Source organism: Kitasatospora sp. SolWspMP-SS2h, assembly GCF_003259315.1.
GTDB lineage: Bacteria > Actinomycetota > Actinomycetes > Streptomycetales > Streptomycetaceae > Kitasatospora > Kitasatospora fiedleri.
The window spans coordinates 1-19,123 of sequence record NZ_QLLT01000016.1 but is presented as its reverse complement, the minus strand read 5'-3'; the positions used below and the strand labels follow the sequence as shown (position 1 = coordinate 19,123).

General features: G+C 75.9%; 21 protein-coding genes, 1 tRNA gene and 1 riboswitch. Of the genes, 5 read left to right on the top strand and 17 right to left on the bottom strand.

Annotation, left to right across the window (positions count from 1 at the left end; all coding sequences use genetic code 11):
• Window positions 1-69: 69 nt before the first annotated feature.
• The 14 genes from K353_RS20475 to K353_RS20415 all read right to left on the bottom strand — a co-directional run bounded on the left by K353_RS20475 (window position 70) and on the right by K353_RS20415 (window position 12,306).
• The gene (locus K353_RS20475; protein ID WP_255410745.1) at window positions 70-1,803 is read right to left on the bottom strand and encodes a pyruvate dehydrogenase; all 1,734 of its coding nucleotides are present in this window, start codon (window positions 1,801-1,803) and stop codon (window positions 70-72) included.
• 75 nt (window positions 1,804-1,878) lie between these two features.
• Window positions 1,879-2,136 (bottom strand): hypothetical protein, encoded by a 258-nt coding sequence (locus tag K353_RS20470; protein WP_111555020.1) that lies wholly within the window; start codon window positions 2,134-2,136, stop codon window positions 1,879-1,881.
• 71 nt (window positions 2,137-2,207) lie between these two features.
• Entirely contained in the window at window positions 2,208-3,296 is a 1,089-nt protein-coding gene (locus tag K353_RS20465; protein ID WP_233533708.1) for a cytochrome P450, read from the bottom strand.
• The gene (locus tag K353_RS35810) at window positions 3,293-4,708 is read right to left on the bottom strand and encodes a cytochrome P450 (RefSeq protein ID WP_233533707.1); all 1,416 of its coding nucleotides are present in this window, start codon (window positions 4,706-4,708) and stop codon (window positions 3,293-3,295) included. The genes K353_RS20465 and K353_RS35810 overlap by 4 nt, the downstream gene beginning before the upstream one ends.
• Complete coding sequence (locus K353_RS20460; RefSeq protein ID WP_111555018.1) at window positions 4,705-5,301, bottom strand: ATP/GTP-binding protein; 597 nt, start codon at window positions 5,299-5,301, stop codon at window positions 4,705-4,707. The genes K353_RS35810 and K353_RS20460 overlap by 4 nt, the downstream gene beginning before the upstream one ends.
• Window positions 5,279-5,623, bottom strand: a complete 345-nt coding sequence (locus K353_RS20455; protein ID WP_111555017.1) for a DUF742 domain-containing protein — start codon at window positions 5,621-5,623, stop codon at window positions 5,279-5,281. The genes K353_RS20460 and K353_RS20455 overlap by 23 nt, the downstream gene beginning before the upstream one ends.
• On the bottom strand, window positions 5,620-6,027 hold the full coding sequence (locus tag K353_RS20450) for a roadblock/LC7 domain-containing protein (protein WP_111555016.1): 408 nt from the start codon (window positions 6,025-6,027) through the stop codon (window positions 5,620-5,622). The genes K353_RS20455 and K353_RS20450 overlap by 4 nt, the downstream gene beginning before the upstream one ends.
• Window positions 6,011-7,357 carry a sensor histidine kinase KdpD gene (locus tag K353_RS20445; RefSeq protein ID WP_146616522.1) on the bottom strand — a complete coding sequence of 449 codons (1,347 nt, stop codon included), beginning with the start codon at window positions 7,355-7,357 and terminating at the stop codon, window positions 6,011-6,013. The genes K353_RS20450 and K353_RS20445 overlap by 17 nt, the downstream gene beginning before the upstream one ends.
• A 103-nt stretch (window positions 7,358-7,460) precedes the next feature.
• Window positions 7,461-9,638 carry a SpoIIE family protein phosphatase gene (locus tag K353_RS20440; protein ID WP_158585444.1) on the bottom strand — a complete coding sequence of 726 codons (2,178 nt, stop codon included), beginning with the start codon at window positions 9,636-9,638 and terminating at the stop codon, window positions 7,461-7,463.
• A 137-nt stretch (window positions 9,639-9,775) separates the two neighbouring features.
• Window positions 9,776-10,000: a hypothetical protein gene (locus tag K353_RS20435; protein WP_158585443.1), complete on the bottom strand. Its 225-nt coding sequence runs from the start codon at window positions 9,998-10,000 to the stop codon at window positions 9,776-9,778.
• A 175-nt stretch (window positions 10,001-10,175) separates the two neighbouring features.
• Entirely contained in the window at window positions 10,176-10,367 is a 192-nt protein-coding gene (locus tag K353_RS20430) for a hypothetical protein (RefSeq protein ID WP_111555012.1), read from the bottom strand.
• A gap of 30 nt (window positions 10,368-10,397) precedes the next feature.
• Window positions 10,398-10,982: a TetR-like C-terminal domain-containing protein gene (locus K353_RS36585; protein ID WP_111555011.1), complete on the bottom strand. Its 585-nt coding sequence runs from the start codon at window positions 10,980-10,982 to the stop codon at window positions 10,398-10,400.
• Window positions 10,982-11,851, bottom strand: coding sequence for an alpha/beta fold hydrolase (locus tag K353_RS20420; protein WP_111555010.1), 870 nt, complete (start codon window positions 11,849-11,851; stop codon window positions 10,982-10,984). The genes K353_RS36585 and K353_RS20420 overlap by 1 nt, the downstream gene beginning before the upstream one ends.
• Window positions 11,852-12,015: 164 nt before the next feature.
• Window positions 12,016-12,306, bottom strand: coding sequence for a YiaA/YiaB family inner membrane protein (locus K353_RS20415; RefSeq protein WP_100836888.1), 291 nt, complete (start codon window positions 12,304-12,306; stop codon window positions 12,016-12,018).
• 241 nt (window positions 12,307-12,547) lie between these two features.
• A riboswitch (cyclic di-AMP (ydaO/yuaA leader) is annotated at window positions 12,548-12,697 on the top strand.
• A gap of 10 nt (window positions 12,698-12,707) precedes the next feature.
• On the opposite strand from K353_RS20415, the gene K353_RS20410 reads away from it, so the two are divergent.
• Complete coding sequence (locus K353_RS20410) at window positions 12,708-13,529, top strand: M23 family metallopeptidase (RefSeq protein ID WP_233533706.1); 822 nt, start codon at window positions 12,708-12,710, stop codon at window positions 13,527-13,529.
• Between the two features lie 86 nt (window positions 13,530-13,615).
• Here the strand turns inward: K353_RS20410 and K353_RS20405 are convergent, their stop codons facing one another.
• The gene (locus K353_RS20405; protein ID WP_111555009.1) at window positions 13,616-14,428 is read right to left on the bottom strand and encodes a hypothetical protein; all 813 of its coding nucleotides are present in this window, start codon (window positions 14,426-14,428) and stop codon (window positions 13,616-13,618) included.
• Between the two features lie 50 nt (window positions 14,429-14,478).
• On the opposite strand from K353_RS20405, the gene K353_RS20400 reads away from it, so the two are divergent.
• The 3 genes from K353_RS20400 (at window position 14,479) to K353_RS20390 (ending at window position 17,079) form a co-directional block, all read left to right on the top strand.
• Window positions 14,479-15,048 carry a GNAT family N-acetyltransferase gene (locus K353_RS20400; RefSeq protein ID WP_111555008.1) on the top strand — a complete coding sequence of 190 codons (570 nt, stop codon included), beginning with the start codon at window positions 14,479-14,481 and terminating at the stop codon, window positions 15,046-15,048.
• 219 nt (window positions 15,049-15,267) lie between these two features.
• Entirely contained in the window at window positions 15,268-15,966 is a 699-nt protein-coding gene (locus K353_RS20395; RefSeq protein ID WP_111555007.1) for a sensor domain-containing protein, read from the top strand.
• A gap of 348 nt (window positions 15,967-16,314) precedes the next feature.
• On the top strand, window positions 16,315-17,079 hold the full coding sequence (locus K353_RS20390) for a class I SAM-dependent methyltransferase (RefSeq protein WP_111555006.1): 765 nt from the start codon (window positions 16,315-16,317) through the stop codon (window positions 17,077-17,079).
• On the opposite strand, the gene K353_RS20385 is transcribed toward K353_RS20390, so the two are convergent.
• A complete protein-coding gene (locus K353_RS20385) occupies window positions 17,037-17,408 on the bottom strand; it encodes a MerR family transcriptional regulator (protein ID WP_111555005.1) in 372 nt (123 codons plus the stop codon). The genes K353_RS20390 and K353_RS20385 overlap by 43 nt on opposite strands.
• A 78-nt stretch (window positions 17,409-17,486) precedes the next feature.
• On the opposite strand from K353_RS20385, the gene K353_RS20380 reads away from it, so the two are divergent.
• Entirely contained in the window at window positions 17,487-18,770 is a 1,284-nt protein-coding gene (locus K353_RS20380; RefSeq protein ID WP_233533705.1) for an MFS transporter, read from the top strand.
• A 268-nt stretch (window positions 18,771-19,038) separates the two neighbouring features.
• On the opposite strand, the gene K353_RS20375 is transcribed toward K353_RS20380, so the two are convergent.
• Window positions 19,039-19,112 (bottom strand) — tRNA-Met (locus tag K353_RS20375).
• Window positions 19,113-19,123: the final 11 nt, after the last annotated feature.

Here is a 19,123-nt window from a genome sequence, read left to right as displayed (position 1 = left end):
ACCGGATTGCCCGCCCCTCCTCGCCCGGCCGGGGCCTCCGCCGTTCCCCGCCGCCCCGGAGGGGGTCTCTCAGGGGCGCGGGATGTTGCGGAGGTTGGAGCGGGCCAGGTCGATCATCTTGCCGACTCCGCCGGTCAGGACGGTGCGGCCGGCGGCGAGGGCGAAGCCCTTGAGCTGGGCGGCGGTGATGTGCGGGGGGATGGAGAGGGCGTTGGGGTCGGTGACGACGTCGACGAGCGCGGGGCCGGGGCGTTCCAGGGCGTCGACGAGCACCTCGCGGACCTTCGCGGGGTCGGTGACCCGCTTGGCGGGGATGCCGCAGGCGCGGGCGATCGCGGCGTAGTCCACGTCGCCGTTGTCGATCTCGGCCTCGGGGAAGCCGGAGACCAGCATCTCCAGCTTGATCATGCCGAGCGCCCCGTTGTTGAACACCACGGTCTTCACCGGCAGCCGGTACTTCGCCACGGTGAGCAGTTCGCCGAGCAGCATGCCGATCCCGCCGTCGCCCGACATCGAGACCACCTGCCGTCCGGGGAAGGCGAGTTGGGCGCCGATCGCGTGCGGCAGCGCGTTCGCCATCGAGCCGTGCAGGAAGGAGCCGATCACCCGGCGGCGCCCGTTGGGGGTGAGGTAGCGGGCGGCCCAGACGTTGCACATCCCGGTGTCGACGGTGAACACCGTGTCCTGGTCGGCGACGTCGTCGAGGACCGAGGCGACGTACTCGGGGTGGATCGGCCGGTGCTTCTCGATGCCCTTGGTGTAGGCGCCGACCACCGTCTCCAGGGCCTTGCAGTGCCGGTCCAGCATCCCGTCCAGGAAGCGGCGGTCGGTCTTGCGCTCCAGCAGCGGCAGCACGGCCCGCAGCGTGGCGGCCACGTCGCCGTGCACGGCGAGTTCCAGCGGGGTGCGGCGGCCGAGCCGGGTCGCGTCGTGGTCGACCTGGACGGTGCGGGCCTGCGGGAGGAAGGAGTCGTAGGGGAAGTCGGTGCCCAGCAGCAGGACCAACTCGGCCTCGTGCAGCGCCTCGTGGCAGGCGCCGTAGCCGAGCAGGCCGCTCATCCCGACGTCGTACGGGTTGTCGTACTGCACCCACTCCTTGCCGCGCAGCGAGTGCCCGACCGGGGCCTGGAGCACCTCGGCGAGGTGCATCAGCTCCTCGTGCGCGCCGCGGACGCCCGCGCCGGCGAAGACGGTCACGGTGCGGGCGGAGTTGAGCGCCTCGGCGAGGGCCTGGACCTGGGACCAGGGCGGGGCGGCGACGGCCTGCTCGGTGAGGAAGGCGCTGCTCCCGGTGGGGGAGGGGGCGGTGAGCGCGGCGACGTCGCCGGGGAAGACCAGCACCGAGACGCCCGGGGCGCCGAGCGCGTGCTGGATGCCGATCCGCAGCAGCCGGGGCAGCTGGGCGGGGTTGGAGAGCATCTCGCACCAGGTGCTGCAGTCGGTGAACACCCGCTCGGGGTGGGTCTCCTGGAAGAAGCCGGTGCCGATCTGCCCGGACGGGATGTGCGAGGCCAGGGCCAGCACGGGTACGCCGCTGCGCTGGGCGTCGTACAGGCCCTGGATCAGGTGGGTGTTGCCGGGGCCGCAGCTGCCCGCGCAGACCGCGAGCCGCCCGGTCAGCTCGGCCTCGGCGGCGGCCGCGAACGCCCCGGCCTCCTCGTTCCTGACGTGCACCCAGGAGATGCCCTCGGCGCGGCGGATCGCGTCGACGACCGGGTTGAGGCTGTCGCCGACCACTCCGTAGACGCGTTCGACCCCGGCCTGCCGGAGCACTTCCACCATCTGGTCGGCCACGCTGCCCACGGGATCACCTCACGCCAGGAACCACGGAAGAAACGGACATTCGCACCATAACGGTTCTGGATGTCCGGGGCGTGGCTACTGCCCGTCGACGGCCGCGCCGAGCGTCTCGCAGGCGCCGGTGGCGGAGTCGGTGAGCGGGCCGACCACCGGGTACTGGGCCAGGTCGCGGTGGCACAGCTCGGTGGTGGAGGGCAGGGCGCCGTGGTAGCCGGTGTCCAGGCCCTGGGCCTGGCCGAGGCCGCCGGCCGAGGCGATCGGGTCGGCCTGGGCGGGGGCCTGGGCGAGCGCCAGCCCGGCCACGGACAGGACGGCGAGTGCGGTGAGCTTCTTCATGGCAGGTGCAACGAGGGCGACCCCCGCCCGGTCACGTGGACCGGCCGGGCGGGGGAGCCCGCCCCGGTGCGTCAGCCGAGCCGGACCCGCAGGCTGCTGATGCCGTTGCTGACGAAGGACGGGATCGGCCGCGGGTCCGCGCCCTCGGCGAGCCGCAGCCCGGGGAAGCGCGCGAACAGCTCGCGCAGCGCGGTCTCCGCCTCCAGCCGGGCCAGCGCCGAGCCGATGCAGAAGTGCGGCCCGTGCCCGAGCGAGAGGTGCCGCAGCGGGGAGCGGGTCGGGTCGAAGCGGTCCGCGTCCGCCCACTGCTCCGGGTCGCGCCCGGCCGCCGCGTACGAGGCGAGCATCCCGTCGCCCGCGCGGATCACCACCCCCTCGCCCAGGTCGATGTCCTCCAGCGCGTAGCGCATCGGGAACTGGCCGACCGGGGAGTTCCAGCGCAGCGTCTCCTCGACCACCGCCGACCACGGCACGGTGCCGTCCAGCACCGGCCGCAGCTGCTCGGGGTGGGTGAGCAGGGCGTGCACCGCGTTGCAGATCAGGTTGAGGGTGGTCTCGTGGCCGGCCACCACCAGCTGGAGCAGGATGCCGATCAGTTCGGGCTCGCTGAGCCGGTCCTGGTCCTCGCGGGCGGCGATCAGCGCGGTGGTCAGGTCGTCGGCGGGCTCGGCCCGCTTGGCGGCGACCACGCCGGCCAGCAGCACGCCGATGTCCCGGGCGGCGGCCGCGCTGGCGCCGGGCGCGCCGGAGGAGCTGACCACGATGTCGGACAGCTCGTGCAGCCGGTCCTGCCGGTCCGGGTCCAGGCCCAGCAGCCGGCCGATGACGTGCATCGGCAGCGGGTAGGCGAACCGGGCGCGCAGGTCGACCCCGGCCGCCGGGTCCTGCGCGGCGGGCAGCGCGTCCAGCAGCTCGGCGACCCGCTGCCGGACGGCGGGGGCCAGCTCGGCGATCCGGCGCGGGGTGAGCGCCTGCGCGGACAGGGCGCGCAGCCGCCGGTGGTCGGCGCCGTCGGAGGTGGTCATCCCGGGCACGGTGACGAAGGTCAGCAGCGGCCAGCCCTCGGGCAGCCCGCCCTCCCGATACAGCGACCAGTGCCCGACGCCCTTGCCGACCCGGGGGTCGGCCAGCACCCGCTGGAGGGCGTCGTGCCGGGTCACCGCCCAGACCACCACCCCACCAGGGAGCTCAACCTGCGTCGCAGGTCCGCGAGCGCGGAGCCGCTCGTTCTCGGCGTGCTGGTCTGCTCCGACGGGGTCGAGCCTGTAGGGGCAGACCCGGTCTGCGGCTGCGGCGTCCATGCGGTCCTCTCGGGCGGTGCGGGGCGGGGCGGGGTGAAGGCGCTGTACAGCACCGGCAGGCTGGTCAGGGCGCGCGACCAGGGCGACGGGCGCCAGGTCAACTCGTGTGCGGGGACGGCGAGCTGGAGGTCCGGCAGGCAGTGCAGCAGGGTCTCGATCGCGGTCTCGACGATCAGCCGGGCCGGGTCCTTGGCCGGGCAGACGTGCCGGCCCGCGCCCCAGGCCAGGTGGGCCCGGTTGCCGCTGAGGCCGTCCGGGCCGTGCGCCGACGGGTCGTCGTTGGCCCCGGCCAGGCCGAGCACCAGCAGGTCGCCCGCGCTGATGTACTGGCCGCCCAGCACGGTGTCCGAGGTGGCCCACCGGCCGGGGAAGTTCTGCACCGGCGGGTCGCGCCAGAGCACCTCCTCCAGGGCGTCCGCGACGGTCGCCCGGCCGCCGGTCAGGCTGGTCCGGAAGCGGCGGTCGGTGAGCAGCAGCCGCACCGTGTTGCCGATCCAGTTGATGGTCGGCTCGTTGCCCGCGATCAGGATCACCACCAGGTGGTGCACCACCTCCTCGTCGGTCAGCCCGACCGGGTGGGTCAGCAGCCAGGAGGTCAGGTCCTCGCCGGGCCGCTCGCGCCGCTGCCGCACCAGCGAGGCCAGCAGCGCGGCCAGCGCGGCGGAGGCCCGCTGCGAGTCGGCGTTGCTGTCCACCACCCCGGTGATCAGTTCGAGCAGGTGCGGGCCGTCCTCCTCGGGCAGGTCCAGCAGCTGGGTGAAGACCAGCAGCGGCAGCCGCCGGGTGAACTGGCCGACCAGGTCGGCGGTGCCGTCCGGCCCCCAGCTCTCGATCAGCGCCATCGCGGCGGCCTCGGTGGTCTCCCGCAGCCGCTTGTGGTCGATCCGGGCCAGGGTGTCGGCGACCGCGCTGCTCAGCCGCTGGTGCTCGGCGCCGTCCATGCTCTGCAGGGTGGGCCGCCACATGGTCATCGGCACCAGGTGCGAGTCCGGGCGCAGCCGGCCCTCCCCGGGCACCCGCCAGCCCCGCGAGTCCTTGGAGAACTGCTGCTCGTTGCGGGTCAGTTCGAGCATCTCCTGGTACCCGATGACCAGCCACGCCTCCACCCCGGGCTCCAGCTCGATCGGGGCGACCGGGCCGTGCTCGGCGCGCAGCCGGGCGTACAGGCCGTGCGGGTCGGCGGCGACCGCCGAGCCGTACAGCGCGGCACCGGCCGGGCGGCCGGCGTGGGGACAGCCGGTGGTGGCCGCCAGGTGTTCGGGAACGGTCATGACAGCTCCAGGGCGCCCACCCGCAGGTGGTCGACGAAATCGATCAGCAGGCGGTGGGCGGCGCCCTGGTCACGGACGTCGCAGGTGAGGATCGGCACCCCGGGCAGCAGGTCGAGCGCGGCCCGCAGCTCCTCCTCCGGGTAGGACGGGGTGTCGGGGAACAGGTTGACCGCGACCGCGAACGGGATGCGCTGCTCCTCCAGCAGCCCGAGCACGTCGAAGGACTCCTCGATCCGGCGCGAGTCGACCAGCGCGATCGCGCCCAGCGCCCCGCGCGACAGGTCCTCCCACAGCGGCCAGAACCGCTGCTGCCCGGGCGTGCCGAACAGGTACAGCGCGAGCCGGCCGCTGAGCGTGATCCGGCCGAAGTCCAGCGCCACCGTGGTGGTCGACTTGTGCGGACGGCCGGTCAGGTCGTCCACGTCCTCGCCGGCCGCGGTCATCGTCTCCTCGGTGCGCAGCGGGTCGATCTCGCTCAGCGCGCCGACCAGGGTGGTCTTGCCGACCCCGAACGGCCCGGTGACCAGGATCTTCACCGCGCCCTGCACGCCGGGCGGCAGGTAGGCCGGCTCAACGGAGCTGACGGAGCCCAACCAGCACCTCCTCGATCAGGGCCAGCGGTGCCCGCTCGGCCGGACGTAGGGGCGGCAGCACCTGGACCGCGCCCAGCTCCCACAGATCGCCCACCAGCACCTTCAGCACGCTGATCGGCAGGCCGAGGTGGGCCGCCACCTCGGCGACCGACAGCAGCTGGCGGCAGATCTCCAGGATCTCCAACTGCTCCCGGTTCACCACCATCGGGTCGACCGCGACCCCCGGCACGGTCCGCACCAGGCTCTCGAACTCCAGCACGCTCCGGCCGGTCCGGCTGCGTCCGCCGGTGATGACGTACGGGCGTACCGGTCCGCGGCTCACCGCAGGTCCCCGGCGGCGCTCTCCTGCCGGGGCGCGGCGGTCAGGTGCTCGCCGATCCGCCCGACCAGCATCTGCATCTGGTAGGCCACCAGGCCCGCGTCCACCGCCTCCCCGGCCACCACCGCGAGGTGCGCCCCGGCCCCGGCGGCGACCACGAACAGGTAGCCGCCGCCGTACTCGATGACGATCTGCCGGGTGCTGCCGTCGCCGAAGCCGGTCGCCACCCCCCGGGACAGCGACTGGAGCCCGGAGCAGGCGGCGGCCAGTCGCTCGGCGTCGTCCCGGTCGATCCGCGGGCTGCGGCCGATCTCCAGTCCGTCGTTGGACACCACGAGGGCGTGCCGGACCTCCGGTACGGAGACGATGTCGGCCAGCAGCCAGCCGAGATCAGGGTTGGTCGTCATGGGAGTCTCCCTGGGGGGAAGCGGGGAATACGTCGGGGCGGTCCGGGTCGGACCACCGGTCCTGCCGGGCGGCGGTGCGGCCGTCAGCGGTACCGCTCTGGAACAGCGACATGAAGGCCTGGGCCTCGCGGGCGGAGCGCGGCGAGACCGCCGGCTCCGCGGGGAACTGGTGCTGCGGGGCGCTGCCCCGCCGGTTGGTGCGGCGCGGCAGGGCGCCGCCGAGCGGCGGCCCTTCGGGGGGCTGGGCCGCCGCGGGTGGCTGGGCCGCCGCGGTCCGGGGGGTGACCGGGCGGACGGGCAGCGGGTCGGTGGCGCGGGTGCGCGGTTCGGGCGCGCGGTGGCGCGGTTCGGACGTGCGGTGGCGCGGCTCGGGCGCGGCGCGGCGCGGTTCGGGCGCCGCCACCGCCGGGCGGGCCGCGGCGCCCGGCAGGCCGTGCGGCAGCGGGTCGGTGAGCAGCGCGTTCGGCAGCAGCACCACCACCCGCACGCCGCCGTACGGGGACGGGGTGGAGTGCACGGTGACCCGGAAGCCGTACTGCTGGGCGAGCCGGCCGACCGCGGCCAGGCCCAGCTGCGGGACCTCGCCGATCCGGGAGACCTCCAGCGAGTCGCCGCCGGCCAGCGCGGCGGCGGCCTTGGCCACCGTCACGTCGGTCATGCCGACGCCGCAGTCGTCGATCTCGATCACCGCGCCGTTGTGCACCGGCATCAGCGTCACGTACACCTGTGAGCTGGGCGGCGAGTAGCGGGTGGCGTTGTCCAGCAGTTCGGCCACCGCGTGGATCAGCGCCTCGGCGGCGGCGCCGAGCACCGCGGTGTCCACCCGGCTGTGCACCACCACCCGCTGGAACGGCAGGATCCGGCCCTGGGCGCCGCGCACCACGTCCTCCAGCGGGACGGGCTCGGGCCAGGTCCGGCCGGCCCGCGAGCCGCAGAGCACGGCCAGGGTCTGGGCGAGGCGGGCCTGCTGGGCGGCGGCGTGGTCGGCACGCAGCAGGCCGTCGAGCAGCACCGGGTCGTCGTGGGTGCGCTCCATCTCGTCCAGCCCGGCCTGCTGGTCGTGCGCCATCACCAGGATCCGGCGGGCCACGTTGAGGAAGGCCCGGCGGGTCGCCGCGTTCATCTCCTGTTCCTGTAGGGCGGCCTCGGCCCCGGCCCGGCGGTCGGCCAGCTCGGCGGCCAACTGCTGCTGGACGGCCGCGAGTTCGTTCTCGGTGTGGGACAGCCGGGAGCGCAGGGCCCGGGTGACGGCGCGGGAGCGGGCAGCCGCCGCGAGGGCGAGGAGGGCGAGCAAGGAAGCTGCTGCCAGGCACCATTGAGTGGTCGTCACACGCGGAGTTTATGGTGGTGTTACTACTTGCGTATGAACGGTTCCCACTTCCGCCGTTCAGATTCCGTCAATTTCGGACAAGCCGGGCGGGTCCGGGCGGAACTCAGCTAGCCATCCGGTGCAGCAGCAGCAGCGCCACGTCGTCCTGCCGCACCGCGCGCTCGGTCACGTTCAGCGTCAGCAGGTCGGCCAGCCGCTCCAGCGCCCCCGGCCGCCCCAGCCGCCGGGCCCCGCCGGCCTCCGCCGTCCACAGCTCCAGCCCGCCCAGCATCCGCTGCACCGACTCGTCGTAGTCCTCGTCCCGGACCTCCACCAGCCCGTCCGTGTAGGCCAGCAGCGTCTCGCCCGGCTCCAACCGGGCCTCCACCAGCGGGTAGCGCACCTCCGGCAGCACCCCCAGCGGCGGGCCGCCCGGCAGCTCCAGCTCGGCCGCCCCGGCCGCCCCGATCCGCACCGGCGGCGGGTGCCCGGCCCGGGCCGCCCGCAGCAGGCCGCTCGCCGGGTCCAGCACCACGTACAGGCAGGTGGCGAACAGCTCGGTCTCCATCTCGGCCAGCAGCCGGCCGGTCCGCTCCAGCGCCGCCGCCGGGTCGTTCCCCTCCGTCGCGTACGCCCACAGCACCGACCGCAGCTGCCCCATCACCGCGGTGGCCTCCGCGTGGTGGCCCTGCACGTCGCCGATCACCAGCCCGACCAGGCCGCCCGGCAGCCGCAGCAGGTCGTACCAGTCGCCGCCGATCCGCATCCCCTCGGTGGACGGCAGGTAGCGCGCCGCCGAGGCGATCCCCGGCAGCGCCGGCAGCGAGCGCGGCAGCATCGCCCGCTGCAGCTCGCTGGCCCGCTCGTGGTGCACGTCGTACAGCCGGGCCCGCTCCAGCGACTGCGCCAGGATGCCCGCGAACGCCGAGTACATGGTGCGGTCCTCGCGGCTGAACGCCCGCTCGGTGGCGAAGGTGATCAGGCAGGAGCCGACCTGCCGGCCCGAGGCCACCAGCGGCAGCACCGTCCAGGCGGCCGGCTCCTCCGGCCCCCGGCGCTCCCGGCCCGGCTCGCTGAACAGCGGCGCGGCCCGGGCCAGCACGTGCTCCATCACCCCGCCCGCCAGGTCGTGCAGCCGGTTCAGCTCCGCCCGGTGCGGGCCGCCGAACACCGCCGGGGACACCGGCGTCAGCCGGCCCTCGTCCACCAGGTCCAGCACCACCCCCGCCGCGCCCAGCGCCGGCCGGGCCACGTCGGTCAGCGCCGTGGTCACCTCCCGCACCGTCACCGCCCGGGACAGCGCCCGGGTCAGCGCCAGCAGCAGGGTCGACCGGGCCCCCGCCGCCGCGGCCGCCGCGGGACCGCCCGCCGGGCCCGGCCGCCACTCCCGCCCGGTCACCAGCCCCGCCGTCCGCACTGGCCGGCGGTGCACGTCCAGCATCACCTCGCCGGCCTCGTCCACCTGCCAGGTGGTGCCGTCCGGCCGCACCACCCGGTACGAGACCCGGTACGGGCCGCCGGCCGCCAGCGCCTCCGCCAGGGCGGCCTGCACGTCCGGCAGGTCCTCCGGGTGCACCACGTCCGCCAGGTCCGGCGCCCGCCCGGTCGCCCCCGGCGGAGGCAGGCCCACCACCCGGTACGCCTGGGCGTCCCACACCGTCTCGCCGGTCACCAGGTCCCGCTCGAACGCCCCGGCCCCCGCCGAGCGCACCGCCAGCGACACCAACTGCCCGTCGGCGGGAGGGATCTCCGGCCGGGGCCCGGCCGCCGCCGGATCGGCCGCCCGCACGTGGTCCAGCAGGTGCGCGAGCCGGTGCGCGACCACGTCGGCGAAGGTCTCCAGCAGCTCCACGTCCCGGCGCGGGACGGCCCCGCGGTGGGCCAGCGCCAGCGCCAGCGAACCCACCGGGTCCCCGTCCACCACCAGCGGCAGCACCGCCAGCGCGACCAGGCCGGTGCCCAGGCCCACCGCCGCGTTCGGGTAGTCCGCGCTGGTCCGCTGCGGGCTCAGCAGCACCGGCTCCCGCCGCCGCAGCGCCAGCGCCGCCGGCAGCCCGCCCGCCGGGTCCACCACGGCGTACTTGCGGTGCGCCCACGCGGGCAGTCCGTGCGAGGCGGTCAGCCGCAGCGCCCCGCCGTCGTCCAGCAGGTACAGCGCCGAGCCCTCGCCGGTGATCCAGGCCGGGCCCTCGGCCAGCAGCGCCGCCAGCAGCTCCGCCGCGCTCGACGCCCGCAGCAGCGCCCGTACGCACCGCAGCTCGGACCGGCTGGCGCGGCGCGGGGAGCTCTGGTCCTGGTCCATGGGGAGGCGCCCGGCCCTTCCGGTCGACGTGCCAGTGCTGCCCATCTTATGGACGCACCGGACAACCGGGCGCTTTCACGACACGGGGGACACCACCGGCATTTCCGGCATTCGGTCGCTGCCGGTACCGCCCGCGGCTACTGGCCGTCGACCTCGCCGTACCCGCGCTGCGGGCGCGCGGCGACCGGCCGCAGCGAGCGCAGCGAACGCGCCACCGCGATCCCGCGCAGCAGCGCGGCGCCCCAGCCCTCCCGCGGCGGGGCGGCCGTCGGGCGCGCGGCGCCGGGCGCGCCGTCCGGCGCCGTCCGGGGAACGGGGATCAGCCCGGTGCCGGGCTCGGTGCGCTGGGTCGCCTGCGGCATGTCCTGTCCTCCGTGCTCGTCGGTCACACCCGTGGAAGGTCTCCACGCGGTACGACTTCCCGACCGAAGGACAGTCTGACCCACCAGTGGTGTCGGAATGGTGGGCGTCAGGTTGCGAAAAGGTGTGGACGTCACGCCACCGGCGCGTTCCCCCGCGGACCGGTGGCCGCCCGGGTCACGCCCCGGGCTGCTCGGCGTCCGGCCGCACGGTGTCCCCGTCCAGCGGCAGGTCCGGGGCGGAGACGGCGTCCCTGAGCGGACCGGGCCCGGCCCCGTGCTCCGGCGCCGCGTGCGCGCCGGGGGCGGTGAGGGAGGCGACCACGCCGACGGCGAGCGAGGCAAAGGCGAGCAGGCTGCGCTTCTTCATACCGGGTAGAACGCGGCAGCGCCCCGGAGGTCACGCCCCTTCCGCGCCGGGCCAGTTGGCCAGGCCCTCGACCAGCACGCCGGTCAGCCGCTCCAGCGTGACGTCCGTGCCCTCGGCGAGCCGGAACGCCCCCGCCGTGGTCAGCGAGGCGTACCCGTGGGCCGCGGCCCGCAGCGTCCGCACCGCGTGCACCGCCTCCGAGCCCGCCAGCCCGTAGCCGCGCAGCACCGCGAACAGCACCCCCACCAGCCGTTCGGCCGCCGCGGCCAGCGCCGGGTCCGGCTCCGGGTCCGGCGCCTGCGGCAGTGCCGCGTACCGGCGGGGGTGGCGCAGCGCGTACCCGGCGTAGGCGGCGAGCAGGGCGCGGACCGCCGCGTCCCGGGAGCGGCCGAGCACGGCGGCGGCCAGGTGGTCGGCCAGCTCCTCGGTGGTGCGGACGGCCACCAGCCGGCGCAGTTCGGGCAGGCCCCCGGCGACGTGCTTGTACAGCGAGGGGGTGGCGACGCCGGCCCGGGCGGCGACGGCGGCCAGGGTGAGCGCCTCGGCGCCGCGCTCGTCGATCAGTTCGAGGGCGTGGTCCACCACGGCGGCGGTGGAGAGTCCGGCGCGGGGCATCAGCGGGCGTTCCCGTTCTCGTCGGCCTGCCCGGCCTGCCCGGCCGGCTCGCCCAGTCCGGCCAGGAAGGGCAGCAGGGCATCGGCGACGGCCTGCGGGTGACTGGCCATCGGGTAGTGGCCGGCGCCGCCGATCATCACCGTGCGGCCGCGCAGCGCGGCGGCCTGCCGGTCGGCGACCAGCCCGGGCCGCGGGAAGTCCGGGTCCTTGTCGCCCATCAGCACCAGCGCGGGCGCGTCGACCGCCGCGCACCAGCCGACCGGCGCGGAGTCGCCCCGCAGGTAGCCGCGCAGCGCGGCCCTGCGGGCGGGCTCGCGGAGCATCGCGGCCAGTCCGGCCCGGTAGGCGTCGAAGTCGGCGGGCCGCTCGCCCGGGTAGTAGAACTTCTGCATCGCGCTCCACAGCCCGGGGAACGCGGTGACCAGCGGGGCGGCCAGGCCGAACAGCGCCTTCTGGAAGCCGTTCAGCGGCAGGTTCTCGACGAACGCGTCGATCAGCACCACGCCGCCGGTGCGCCCGGGGGCGAGCGCGGCGGCCCGGACCACGCTGGCGCCGGTGTACGAGCTGCCGACCAGGACGGCGCCGCGCAGGTCCAGGTGGTCCAGCAGGGCCGCCAGGTCCTCGGCGATCGCGGCCGGGCTGTGGTCGGTGAAGCCGGTCGAGGACTCGCCCATGCCGCGCAGGTCCATGCTGACCACCCGGTGCCCGGCGGCGCCCAGCAGCGGGGCGAGGTGGCGGTAGACGGCCCGCTTGTCGAGCATGCCGGGCAGCAGGACGACCGGGACGCCGGGGCCGGGGGCGTCGTCGTAGGCGATCCGGCCGCCGGTGACGTCGAGGTACCGGGTGGTGGTGCCGAGGGTGCTGTTCATCGCGGGCCTCCTGGCGGGCGTCCGGCGCTCCGGGCGCTTCGGGCCCGGCTGCTGCCGATAGCCATAAAGCTAAGGCTAATAGCCTTAGCCGTCAACTCCCGGCCACCGGCCCGCCCCGGCCGCCCACCGGTCGAGCGTCCGAAACCCGCCGGGCTCCGCCCCCGTCAGATCCCGTCGACCTTGAACGGGTCGTGCTCGGCGAGCAGCTTCTCCAGCCGGGCCTGGTCGACCCGGCTGGTGAGCGCGCCCTCGTCCTGGCGGTCGCGGATCACCTTGGCCAGCGTGAACGCGGAGGTGATCTCGTAGAGCAGGCCGACGCCGAGGAAGGCGCGCATCCAGGCGCTGACCGGGAGGTAGGCGATCCCGAGGACGAGGGCGGCCGTGGCGAACGCGAAGGAGGCGACGGCCTGGAGGTAGTAGGCGGAGGTGGTGCGGTGCGGCACGGATGCGGTCATGGGGCCAGGGTCCCGCCGGGGGCGGCGGGGGGTCGTGAGTACGGATACTCAACCGCGCCGTCACGGTCCGTCATGTCCGGAACCGGGCCCCTTGGCGAACCGTCACAAATCGCCCATAGGGCGTCAGGAAAGTTTCACTGCACCTCGGTAGGCGCTTGGAATCATGGGGTCCATAGGATTAACGTTTGATAACGCAGCGCGGTCGGCAACGCCGTAACCATGCGGCACCGTGCGCCACGCCTAATCCATCGGGCCCACCCCCGCGGTCGGGCCCGGGAGCCGGGGAACCACGTTCCACCGGGGTGAATCGGGACGGCCCTGGGCCCGACCGTAGGAGACCTTCCACCTCCGAACCCGTCAGCTAACCCGGTCGGCGGCAGGGAAGGAAGGAGCACGCCCCCGTGGCGTCGACCTACACCGAGAGCACCGGCACCCAGCTGCTCGACCACCCGGTCGAGACCGAACCCGCCCGGCCCCGGCTGCCCCGCCAGGCCCGCGTCGGCGCACCGCTGCTGGGCGTCACCGCGATGACCGCCGCCCTCGGCGCCACCGGCCTCACCGCCGCCCCCGCCCAGGCCGCCGCACCGGCCCCGGCCCCCGTCGCCGCCGCCGACGAAGCCTCCGAGGGACTGCTCGCCGCCGACCCCGGCCTCGCCCTGGCCGCCCGCATCCTCCAGCAGGCCGACGGACAGCGCACCGTCACCGAGGAGTCCGCCCGGGTCGCCGCCGCGCAGGAGGCGGAAGCCAGGCACGCCGACCGCCGGGCCGAGACCGCGGCCGCGACCGACCCCGCGGCCACCGAGGCCGGGAGCGAGACCGGGGCCGGAACTGGAGCCGTCCTGCCGGTCGCCGGCCACCGGCTCACCGACCCGTCCGCCCGGTCCGGCGCGCACTGGGCCCACCTGCGCACCGGCCTGGACTTCGCCGCCCGCACCGGCACCCCCGTCACCGCCGTCACCGCCGGCACCGTCACCTCGGCGGGCTGGTCCGGCACCTACGGCTACCGGGTCATCCAGACCCTCCCCGACGGCACCGAGCTCTGGTACTGCCACCTCTCCCGGATCGCCGCCCCCGTCGGCCGGGTCGCCCCCGGCACCGTCCTCGGGGCCGTCGGCGCCACCGGCAACGCCACCGCCCCCCACCTGCACCTCGAAGTCCGCCCGGGCGGCGCGGCCCCCGTCGACCCCCTCCCCTGGCTGCACCACCTCGGCCTCCGGCCGTAGCCCGTCCGGCCGGTCGGCCGCCCGGGGCGGTGCGCGGCGCTCCCGCGCCCGGCCTCCCCGGCCCGCCCAGCCCTCCCCGGACCGGCTCAGTACTCCTCGGGGGCCAGCTCCGGGAACTCCTCCAGCAGCAGCCGCGGCAGCCCCGGGACGGTCCACTCGCCGCACAGGTCGATCGCGGCCTGCGCCACAGCCTCCTCGAACTCCTCGAACGCGCCGGTCAGTTCGGCGGGCATCGGCAGCCCGCGGGCGTTCAGCTCGGCGAGGTTGCGGTAGCTGCGCCGCATCAGGCCCTGCTCCAGCAGCCGCCGGGCCCCGTCGGTGGAGACGCCGATCAGCAGCGGCCGTCCCGGCTGGTCCCAGTGGCCGTCCCCGTCCAGGCCGGGCACCCGGTCGAAGGCGGCGAAGCGCTCCTCCTCCGGGAGTTCGCGGAACGCCGCCAGCCAGGCCCGGACCGCGCCGGGGTCCGCGGTCGGCACCCCGTCCGCGCGCAGCAGCAGGGCGTACAGCCGGGGCCAGGTCACCAGGTCGGAGCGGCGCAGCAGGGAGAGCAGCACCTCGCCCTGCCAGTCGGCCTCCGCGCGGAGCTTCTCCGCGCGCTTGGCGTTCAGCCGCCGGGCCGCCCGCTGCCACTCGATCAGCAGCCGCACCGCCGCCGGGTACGCCGCCGGGTCGCCGTCCGGCTGCACGTACAGGTGGAGCTGCTCGTAGAGCAGGTGCTCCAGCACCGGGGAGGTGAGTTCGGGAAGGCCCTCGTGCAGCCGGGCCCCGCCCAGCTCCAGCAGGGTCAGCACGGTCCGCACCGCCGGCTCGGGCACCGGGTCGAGCCCCGCCCCGTCCGCCCAGCTCAGCAGATCGGCGGCACGGGTGCGGGGGAGCAGGTGCAGGTCGTCGTCGTCCACCCCGGTACGGTAGCCGGTCCCCGGACCGGCGCCCGGTAGGGTCGGCGGCCATGGAGACCCTCCGGCTGCGCGGCCCCCGGCTCACCCTGCGGGAGTACCGGCACACCCCGGAGGAGGTGGCCGCCCTGCACGCGGTGCACGGCGACCCCGAGACGGTCCGCCACCTCCCGTTCGGGGTGCGGGACTTCGAGGACTGCGCCGACCAGGTCGAGCTGTACCTGGAGGCCGCCGAGGAGGAGCCCCGGACGCACTACCGGCTGGCCGTCGACGACCCGTCGGGCGAGCCGGTCGGCCAGGCCGCGCTCACCCGCGAGGACGGGCACGCGGCCCGGCTCGGCTGCGTCCTGCGCCGCGACACCTGGGGCCGCGGGTACGCCGGCGAGGTCACCGCGCTGCTGTGCGCGCTCGGCTTCGAGACCCTGGGCCTGTACCGGCTGGCGGCCCGCTGCGACCCCGCCAACACCGCCTCGGCCCGGGTGCTGGCCCGGGCCGGGTTCCGGTACGAGGGCCGGATCCGGGCCGAGTCGCACCGGGACGGCGGGTGGCACGACGCGCTCCAGTACTCGCTGCTGGCCCCCGAGTGGCCGGGCCCGCCGTGGGCCGGACCGCCGCGTCCGTAGCGCCTGCCGCGGCCATAGCGCCTGCCGCGTTCGGTGCGTCCGTCGCGTCCGTCGCGTTCGTCGCGCCCGGTGGAGCGGGCTACCAGGCGGGGCGGGGGTTAACCCCACCACGGATTCGGCAGCAGGCGTCATTACCCCGGCCGGGCCGCTGCGGCAGATTGGAGCACGTGCCCGGCACCGCCGACCGGCGGGGCCGCCCGACGACCCGAAGGACCCCGGATGTCCACCGCTGCGTACCCCCTCACCAGTCCCGGCGGCCACCTCGACCGGCCCGGGTTCTGGCGCGCCCCGTTCTCCCGGCGCACCTTCCGGCAGCTCGGCTACGTGCTCAGCGGGCTGCCGATGGCGGTGCTCGGCTTCGCCCTGGTCGTGCCGCTGTTCTGCGCCGGCCTCGGCCTCTCCCTCACCGCGATCGGCCTGCCCGTCCTCGCCCTGCTGCTCGCCGTCGCCCGCGGCCTCGGCGCCGCCGAGCGGCTGCGGATCCGCACCCTGCTGGGCGAGGAACTGCCCGCCCCGCCGGAGACTACCGTCCGCCGGGAGGGCGTCTGGGGCCGGATCACCGCCCGGCTGGCCGACCCGGCGGGCTGGAAGGCCGCGCTGCACCAGTTCGTCATGCTCCCCTGGGCGATCCTCAGCTTCACGCTCTCGGTGACCTTCTTCTGCCTCGGCTGGTCGCTCGCCCTGTTCCCGGCCTACCAGTGGGTGTTCGGCCGCTACACCCCCTGGGACGGCTACCGGGTCGCCGACTGGCGCGACTCCCACGGCGTCCAGCACGTCTACGACCTCACCGAACCCTGGCAGATCGCCGGCGTCTGCGTGCTCGGCCTGGTCTTCGTCCTCCTCACCCCGCAGCTGATCCGCGGCCTCACCGGCATCAACCGCTTCGCCGCCCGGGCCCTCCTCTCCGCCAACGACTGAGCCCGCGGCCGCCGTTCGCCCTCGCGGCCGTCGGCGGATGCCCCGGCCGGGGCCCGGTCCTCCCGGGAACGGCCGGGGCTCTGCCGTCGGTCGAGTTCTTCGCCGGTGGCTGAGCCGGTGGTCGTCGGTCGGCTCCCCGGCCGGGGCCCGGTCCCCCGGGGTCGTGCGGACCTCCGCCGCCGACCGGTCGACGGGCGGACCTCCGCCGCCGACCGGTCGACGGGCGGATCTCCTCCGCGTCGGCCGCATCCCCGGCACCGACTGGACGTGCGACACCCCCGGGCCCGTGGTCGGATGACCTCGGGCCCGGGCCGCACCCCGGGCCCGTCGAACGTCCGGAGGCCCCGCATGCGCCCGACCACCCTCACCCGGCCCTCCCGGCCCGCGGAGGCTCCGCCGGTGCTGGTCACCTCCCGGCCGCTGGACGAGTACTGCGCCTGCTTCGGCCTCACCCGGGTCGAACTGGCCCGACTGCCCGGCCCCGTCCTGGACTGTCCCGGCGGGGCCGCCGCGCTCGCCGCCGAGGCCCGTGCGCTCGGCTGCGAGGTGGTCGCCGCCGACCCGGGCTACGCGCTCGGCCCGCACCGCCTCGCCGCGCTCGCCGCCGACGGTCGGGCGACCATGGCCGCCGCCATCCGCCGCGACCCCCGCAGCCACCTGCCCGCCCTGCGCCGCCCCGAGAAGTACCTGCGCAGCTGGGACCGCGCCCGCCGGCTGTTCACCGCCGACGCCACCGCCCACCCCGACCGCTACGTGGCCGCCGCGCTGCCCCGGCTCCCGTTCGCCGACGGCACCTTCGCGCTCACCCTCAGCTCCTACCTGCTGTTCGCCTACCCGGCCGTCTTCGGCCCCGTCGAGCAGCTCCGCGCGCTGCGCGAACTCGTCCGGGTCACCGCCCCCGACGGCGAGGTCCGGGTCTTCCCGCTGTACGACGAACGCGGCCGGCGCTGCCCGCACCTGACCGAACTGCGCGCCGCGCTGCGCCACCACCGGATCGCCAGCCGCGTCCTGCGCACCGGCTCCACCGGCCGGGTGCTGGTGCTGCGCCCGGCCCACCCGCCGCGCCCCGGCTACCGCCCGGCCGCCCGCAGCGAGCGCACCGCCCCCAGGTAGGCGCCCACCGCGTCCCGGCTGCGGGCCAGGCACTCCGCCCGCTCCGCCAGCTGCCGGTACTCGTGCTCCAGCACCGCCAGCGTCTCCGGCGCGGCGTCCCGGACGTGGAACTGGCCGTCCGCCAGGCAGGGCAGCACGGTGCGGATGGTGCGGGTGGACAGGCCCGAGGCCAGCAGCGAGCGGATCTGCCGGACGCGCTCCACCAGCGGCTCCCGGTACTCCCGGTAGCCGTTCGCGGAGCGGCCCGGCTCCAGCAGCCCCTGCTCCTCGTAGTAGCGCAGCAGCCGGGGCGCCACCCCCGTCCGGGCCGCCAGTTCACCGATCCGCACCGGCTCCTCCGTCCGCCGTCCCCGGCCCGCCGGAAGGACTTGACTCTCACATCGATGTCAGAGTTCGACCATACCCGCATGGCAACCACCCCGTCCGCGCCCCGGCTGCGCTGGTCCCCGCTGCTGGCCCTGGCCACCGCGGCCTTCCTCGGCATCGTCACCGAGGCGCTGCCCGCCGGCGTCCTCCCCGAGATGGCCCACGACCTGCGGGTCGGCGAATCCGCGATGGGCCAGTCGCTGACCGGCTACGCCCTGGCCACCGGCCTGTCCGCGATCCCGCTGGCCCGGGCCACCGCCCACTGGTCCCGCAAGCGCCTGGTGCTGGCCGCCGTCGCCGTGCTGCTGCTGGCCGACGCCGTCACCGCGCTCTCCCCGTCCTACCCGCTCACCATGGCCGTCCGGATCGCCGCCGGGGTCGCCGTCGCCGCGATCTGGGCCGAACTCGTCGGCTACGCCCGCCGCCTGACCCCGCCCGCCCTGCACGGCCGGGCGATCGCCGTCACCGGCATCGGCGTCCCGCTCGCGCTCTCCCTCGGCATCCCGCTCGGCACCTGGTCCGGCCGGCTGATCGGCTGGCGGCCCACCTTCGCGCTGGTCGCCGTCCTCGCCGCCGCCCTGCTGCTGTGGATCGCCGCCGCCGTCCCCGACGCCACCGGACACCGCTCCGGCCGCCCCGAACCCGTCCGCGCCGCCCTGCGCCTGCCCGGCGTGCGGCCCGTGCTGTTCGTCACCGCCGCGTACGTCCTGGCCCACAACGTGCTCTACACCTACATCGCCGCGCTGCTCGGCCACTACGGCGCGGCCGACCGCCGCGACCTGCTGCTGCTCGTCCTCGGCCTGGCCGCCGTCGTCGGGCTCGCCGCCACCGGCGCGCTGGTCGACCGGCGGCTGCGGCGGCTCACGCTGGCCGCCGGCGCCGCCTTCCTCGCCGCCGTCGCCCTCCTGCTGCTGCCCGCGCCCGCCGCACCCCTGGTGCTGCTCGCCGCCGCGCTCTGGAGCCTCGGCTGGGGCGGCGCCGCCCCGCTGTTCCAGACCGCGGTGGCCGACGCCGGCGGCGAACGCGGCCAGACCCTGCTGGTCGCCACCTGGAACACCGCGATGGGCCTCGGCGGCGCCGTCGGCGGGCTGCTGCTCGACCTGGGCGGCCCCGGCGCACTGCCCCCGTTCGCCCTCGCCCTGCTGCTGCCCGTCCTCGCCGTCACCGCGGCGGCCCGCCGCCACGGCTTCCCGCCCCGGCGCGGGGCGACGGCCCCCGGGACTCCCGGGACCCCCGGGACCCCCGAGAACGCAGACGGCCCGCGGGCTGCTCCTCGGACCGCCCCGTTGGGGACGGCGACCGAGGCACCGGGGATGTACCGGTGAGCCCACGGGCCGGGTGACTGCTGGAAATTCGCCTGAGCCGGAGACCGAACGGCCTCACCGCTGCGCAGGCAGGGGCGGCTCTAGCGAGCAGCCACCTCACGCATCCTGAAAGAACTCAACTCAGGATCACCTCCTTTCAGTGTGCCGCCACCATAGGCACCGCCCGCCGGAAGAGGCAACGGATTTATCCGGCCGACCTTCCGGACGACCTCCGGGCGGACACGGCGAAGGCCCGGAGGCGTTGCCTCCGGGCCTTCGTGCTACTGAGTAGCGGGGACAGGATTTGAACCTGCGACCTCTGGGTTATGAGCCCAGCGAGCTACCGAGCTGCTCCACCCCGCGTCGGTGAACAC

Bases quoted from the DNA above. Each gene is read 5' to 3' on its own strand.
- K353_RS20470 (WP_111555020.1), bottom strand. From the start codon at position 2,136: ATGAAGAAGCTCACCGCACTCGCCGTCCTGTCCGTGGCCGGGCTGGCG.
- K353_RS35810 (WP_233533707.1), bottom strand. From the start codon at position 4,708: ATGACCGTTCCCGAACACCTGGCGGCCACCACCGGCTGTCCCCACGCC.
- K353_RS20450 (WP_111555016.1), bottom strand. From the start codon at position 6,027: ATGACGACCAACCCTGATCTCGGCTGGCTGCTGGCCGACATCGTCTCC.
- K353_RS20440 (WP_158585444.1), bottom strand. From the start codon at position 9,638: ATGGACCAGGACCAGAGCTCCCCGCGCCGCGCCAGCCGGTCCGAGCTG.
- K353_RS20435 (WP_158585443.1), bottom strand. From the start codon at position 10,000: ATGCCGCAGGCGACCCAGCGCACCGAGCCCGGCACCGGGCTGATCCCC.
- K353_RS20430 (WP_111555012.1), bottom strand. From the start codon at position 10,367: ATGAAGAAGCGCAGCCTGCTCGCCTTTGCCTCGCTCGCCGTCGGCGTG.
- K353_RS36585 (WP_111555011.1), bottom strand. From the start codon at position 10,982: ATGCCCCGCGCCGGACTCTCCACCGCCGCCGTGGTGGACCACGCCCTC.
- K353_RS20420 (WP_111555010.1), bottom strand. From the start codon at position 11,851: ATGAACAGCACCCTCGGCACCACCACCCGGTACCTCGACGTCACCGGC.
- K353_RS20415 (WP_100836888.1), bottom strand. From the start codon at position 12,306: ATGACCGCATCCGTGCCGCACCGCACCACCTCCGCCTACTACCTCCAG.
- K353_RS20400 (WP_111555008.1), top strand. From the start codon at position 14,479: ATGGAGACCCTCCGGCTGCGCGGCCCCCGGCTCACCCTGCGGGAGTAC.
- K353_RS20395 (WP_111555007.1), top strand. From the start codon at position 15,268: ATGTCCACCGCTGCGTACCCCCTCACCAGTCCCGGCGGCCACCTCGAC.
- K353_RS20390 (WP_111555006.1), top strand. From the start codon at position 16,315: ATGCGCCCGACCACCCTCACCCGGCCCTCCCGGCCCGCGGAGGCTCCG.
- K353_RS20380 (WP_233533705.1), top strand. From the start codon at position 17,487: ATGGCAACCACCCCGTCCGCGCCCCGGCTGCGCTGGTCCCCGCTGCTG.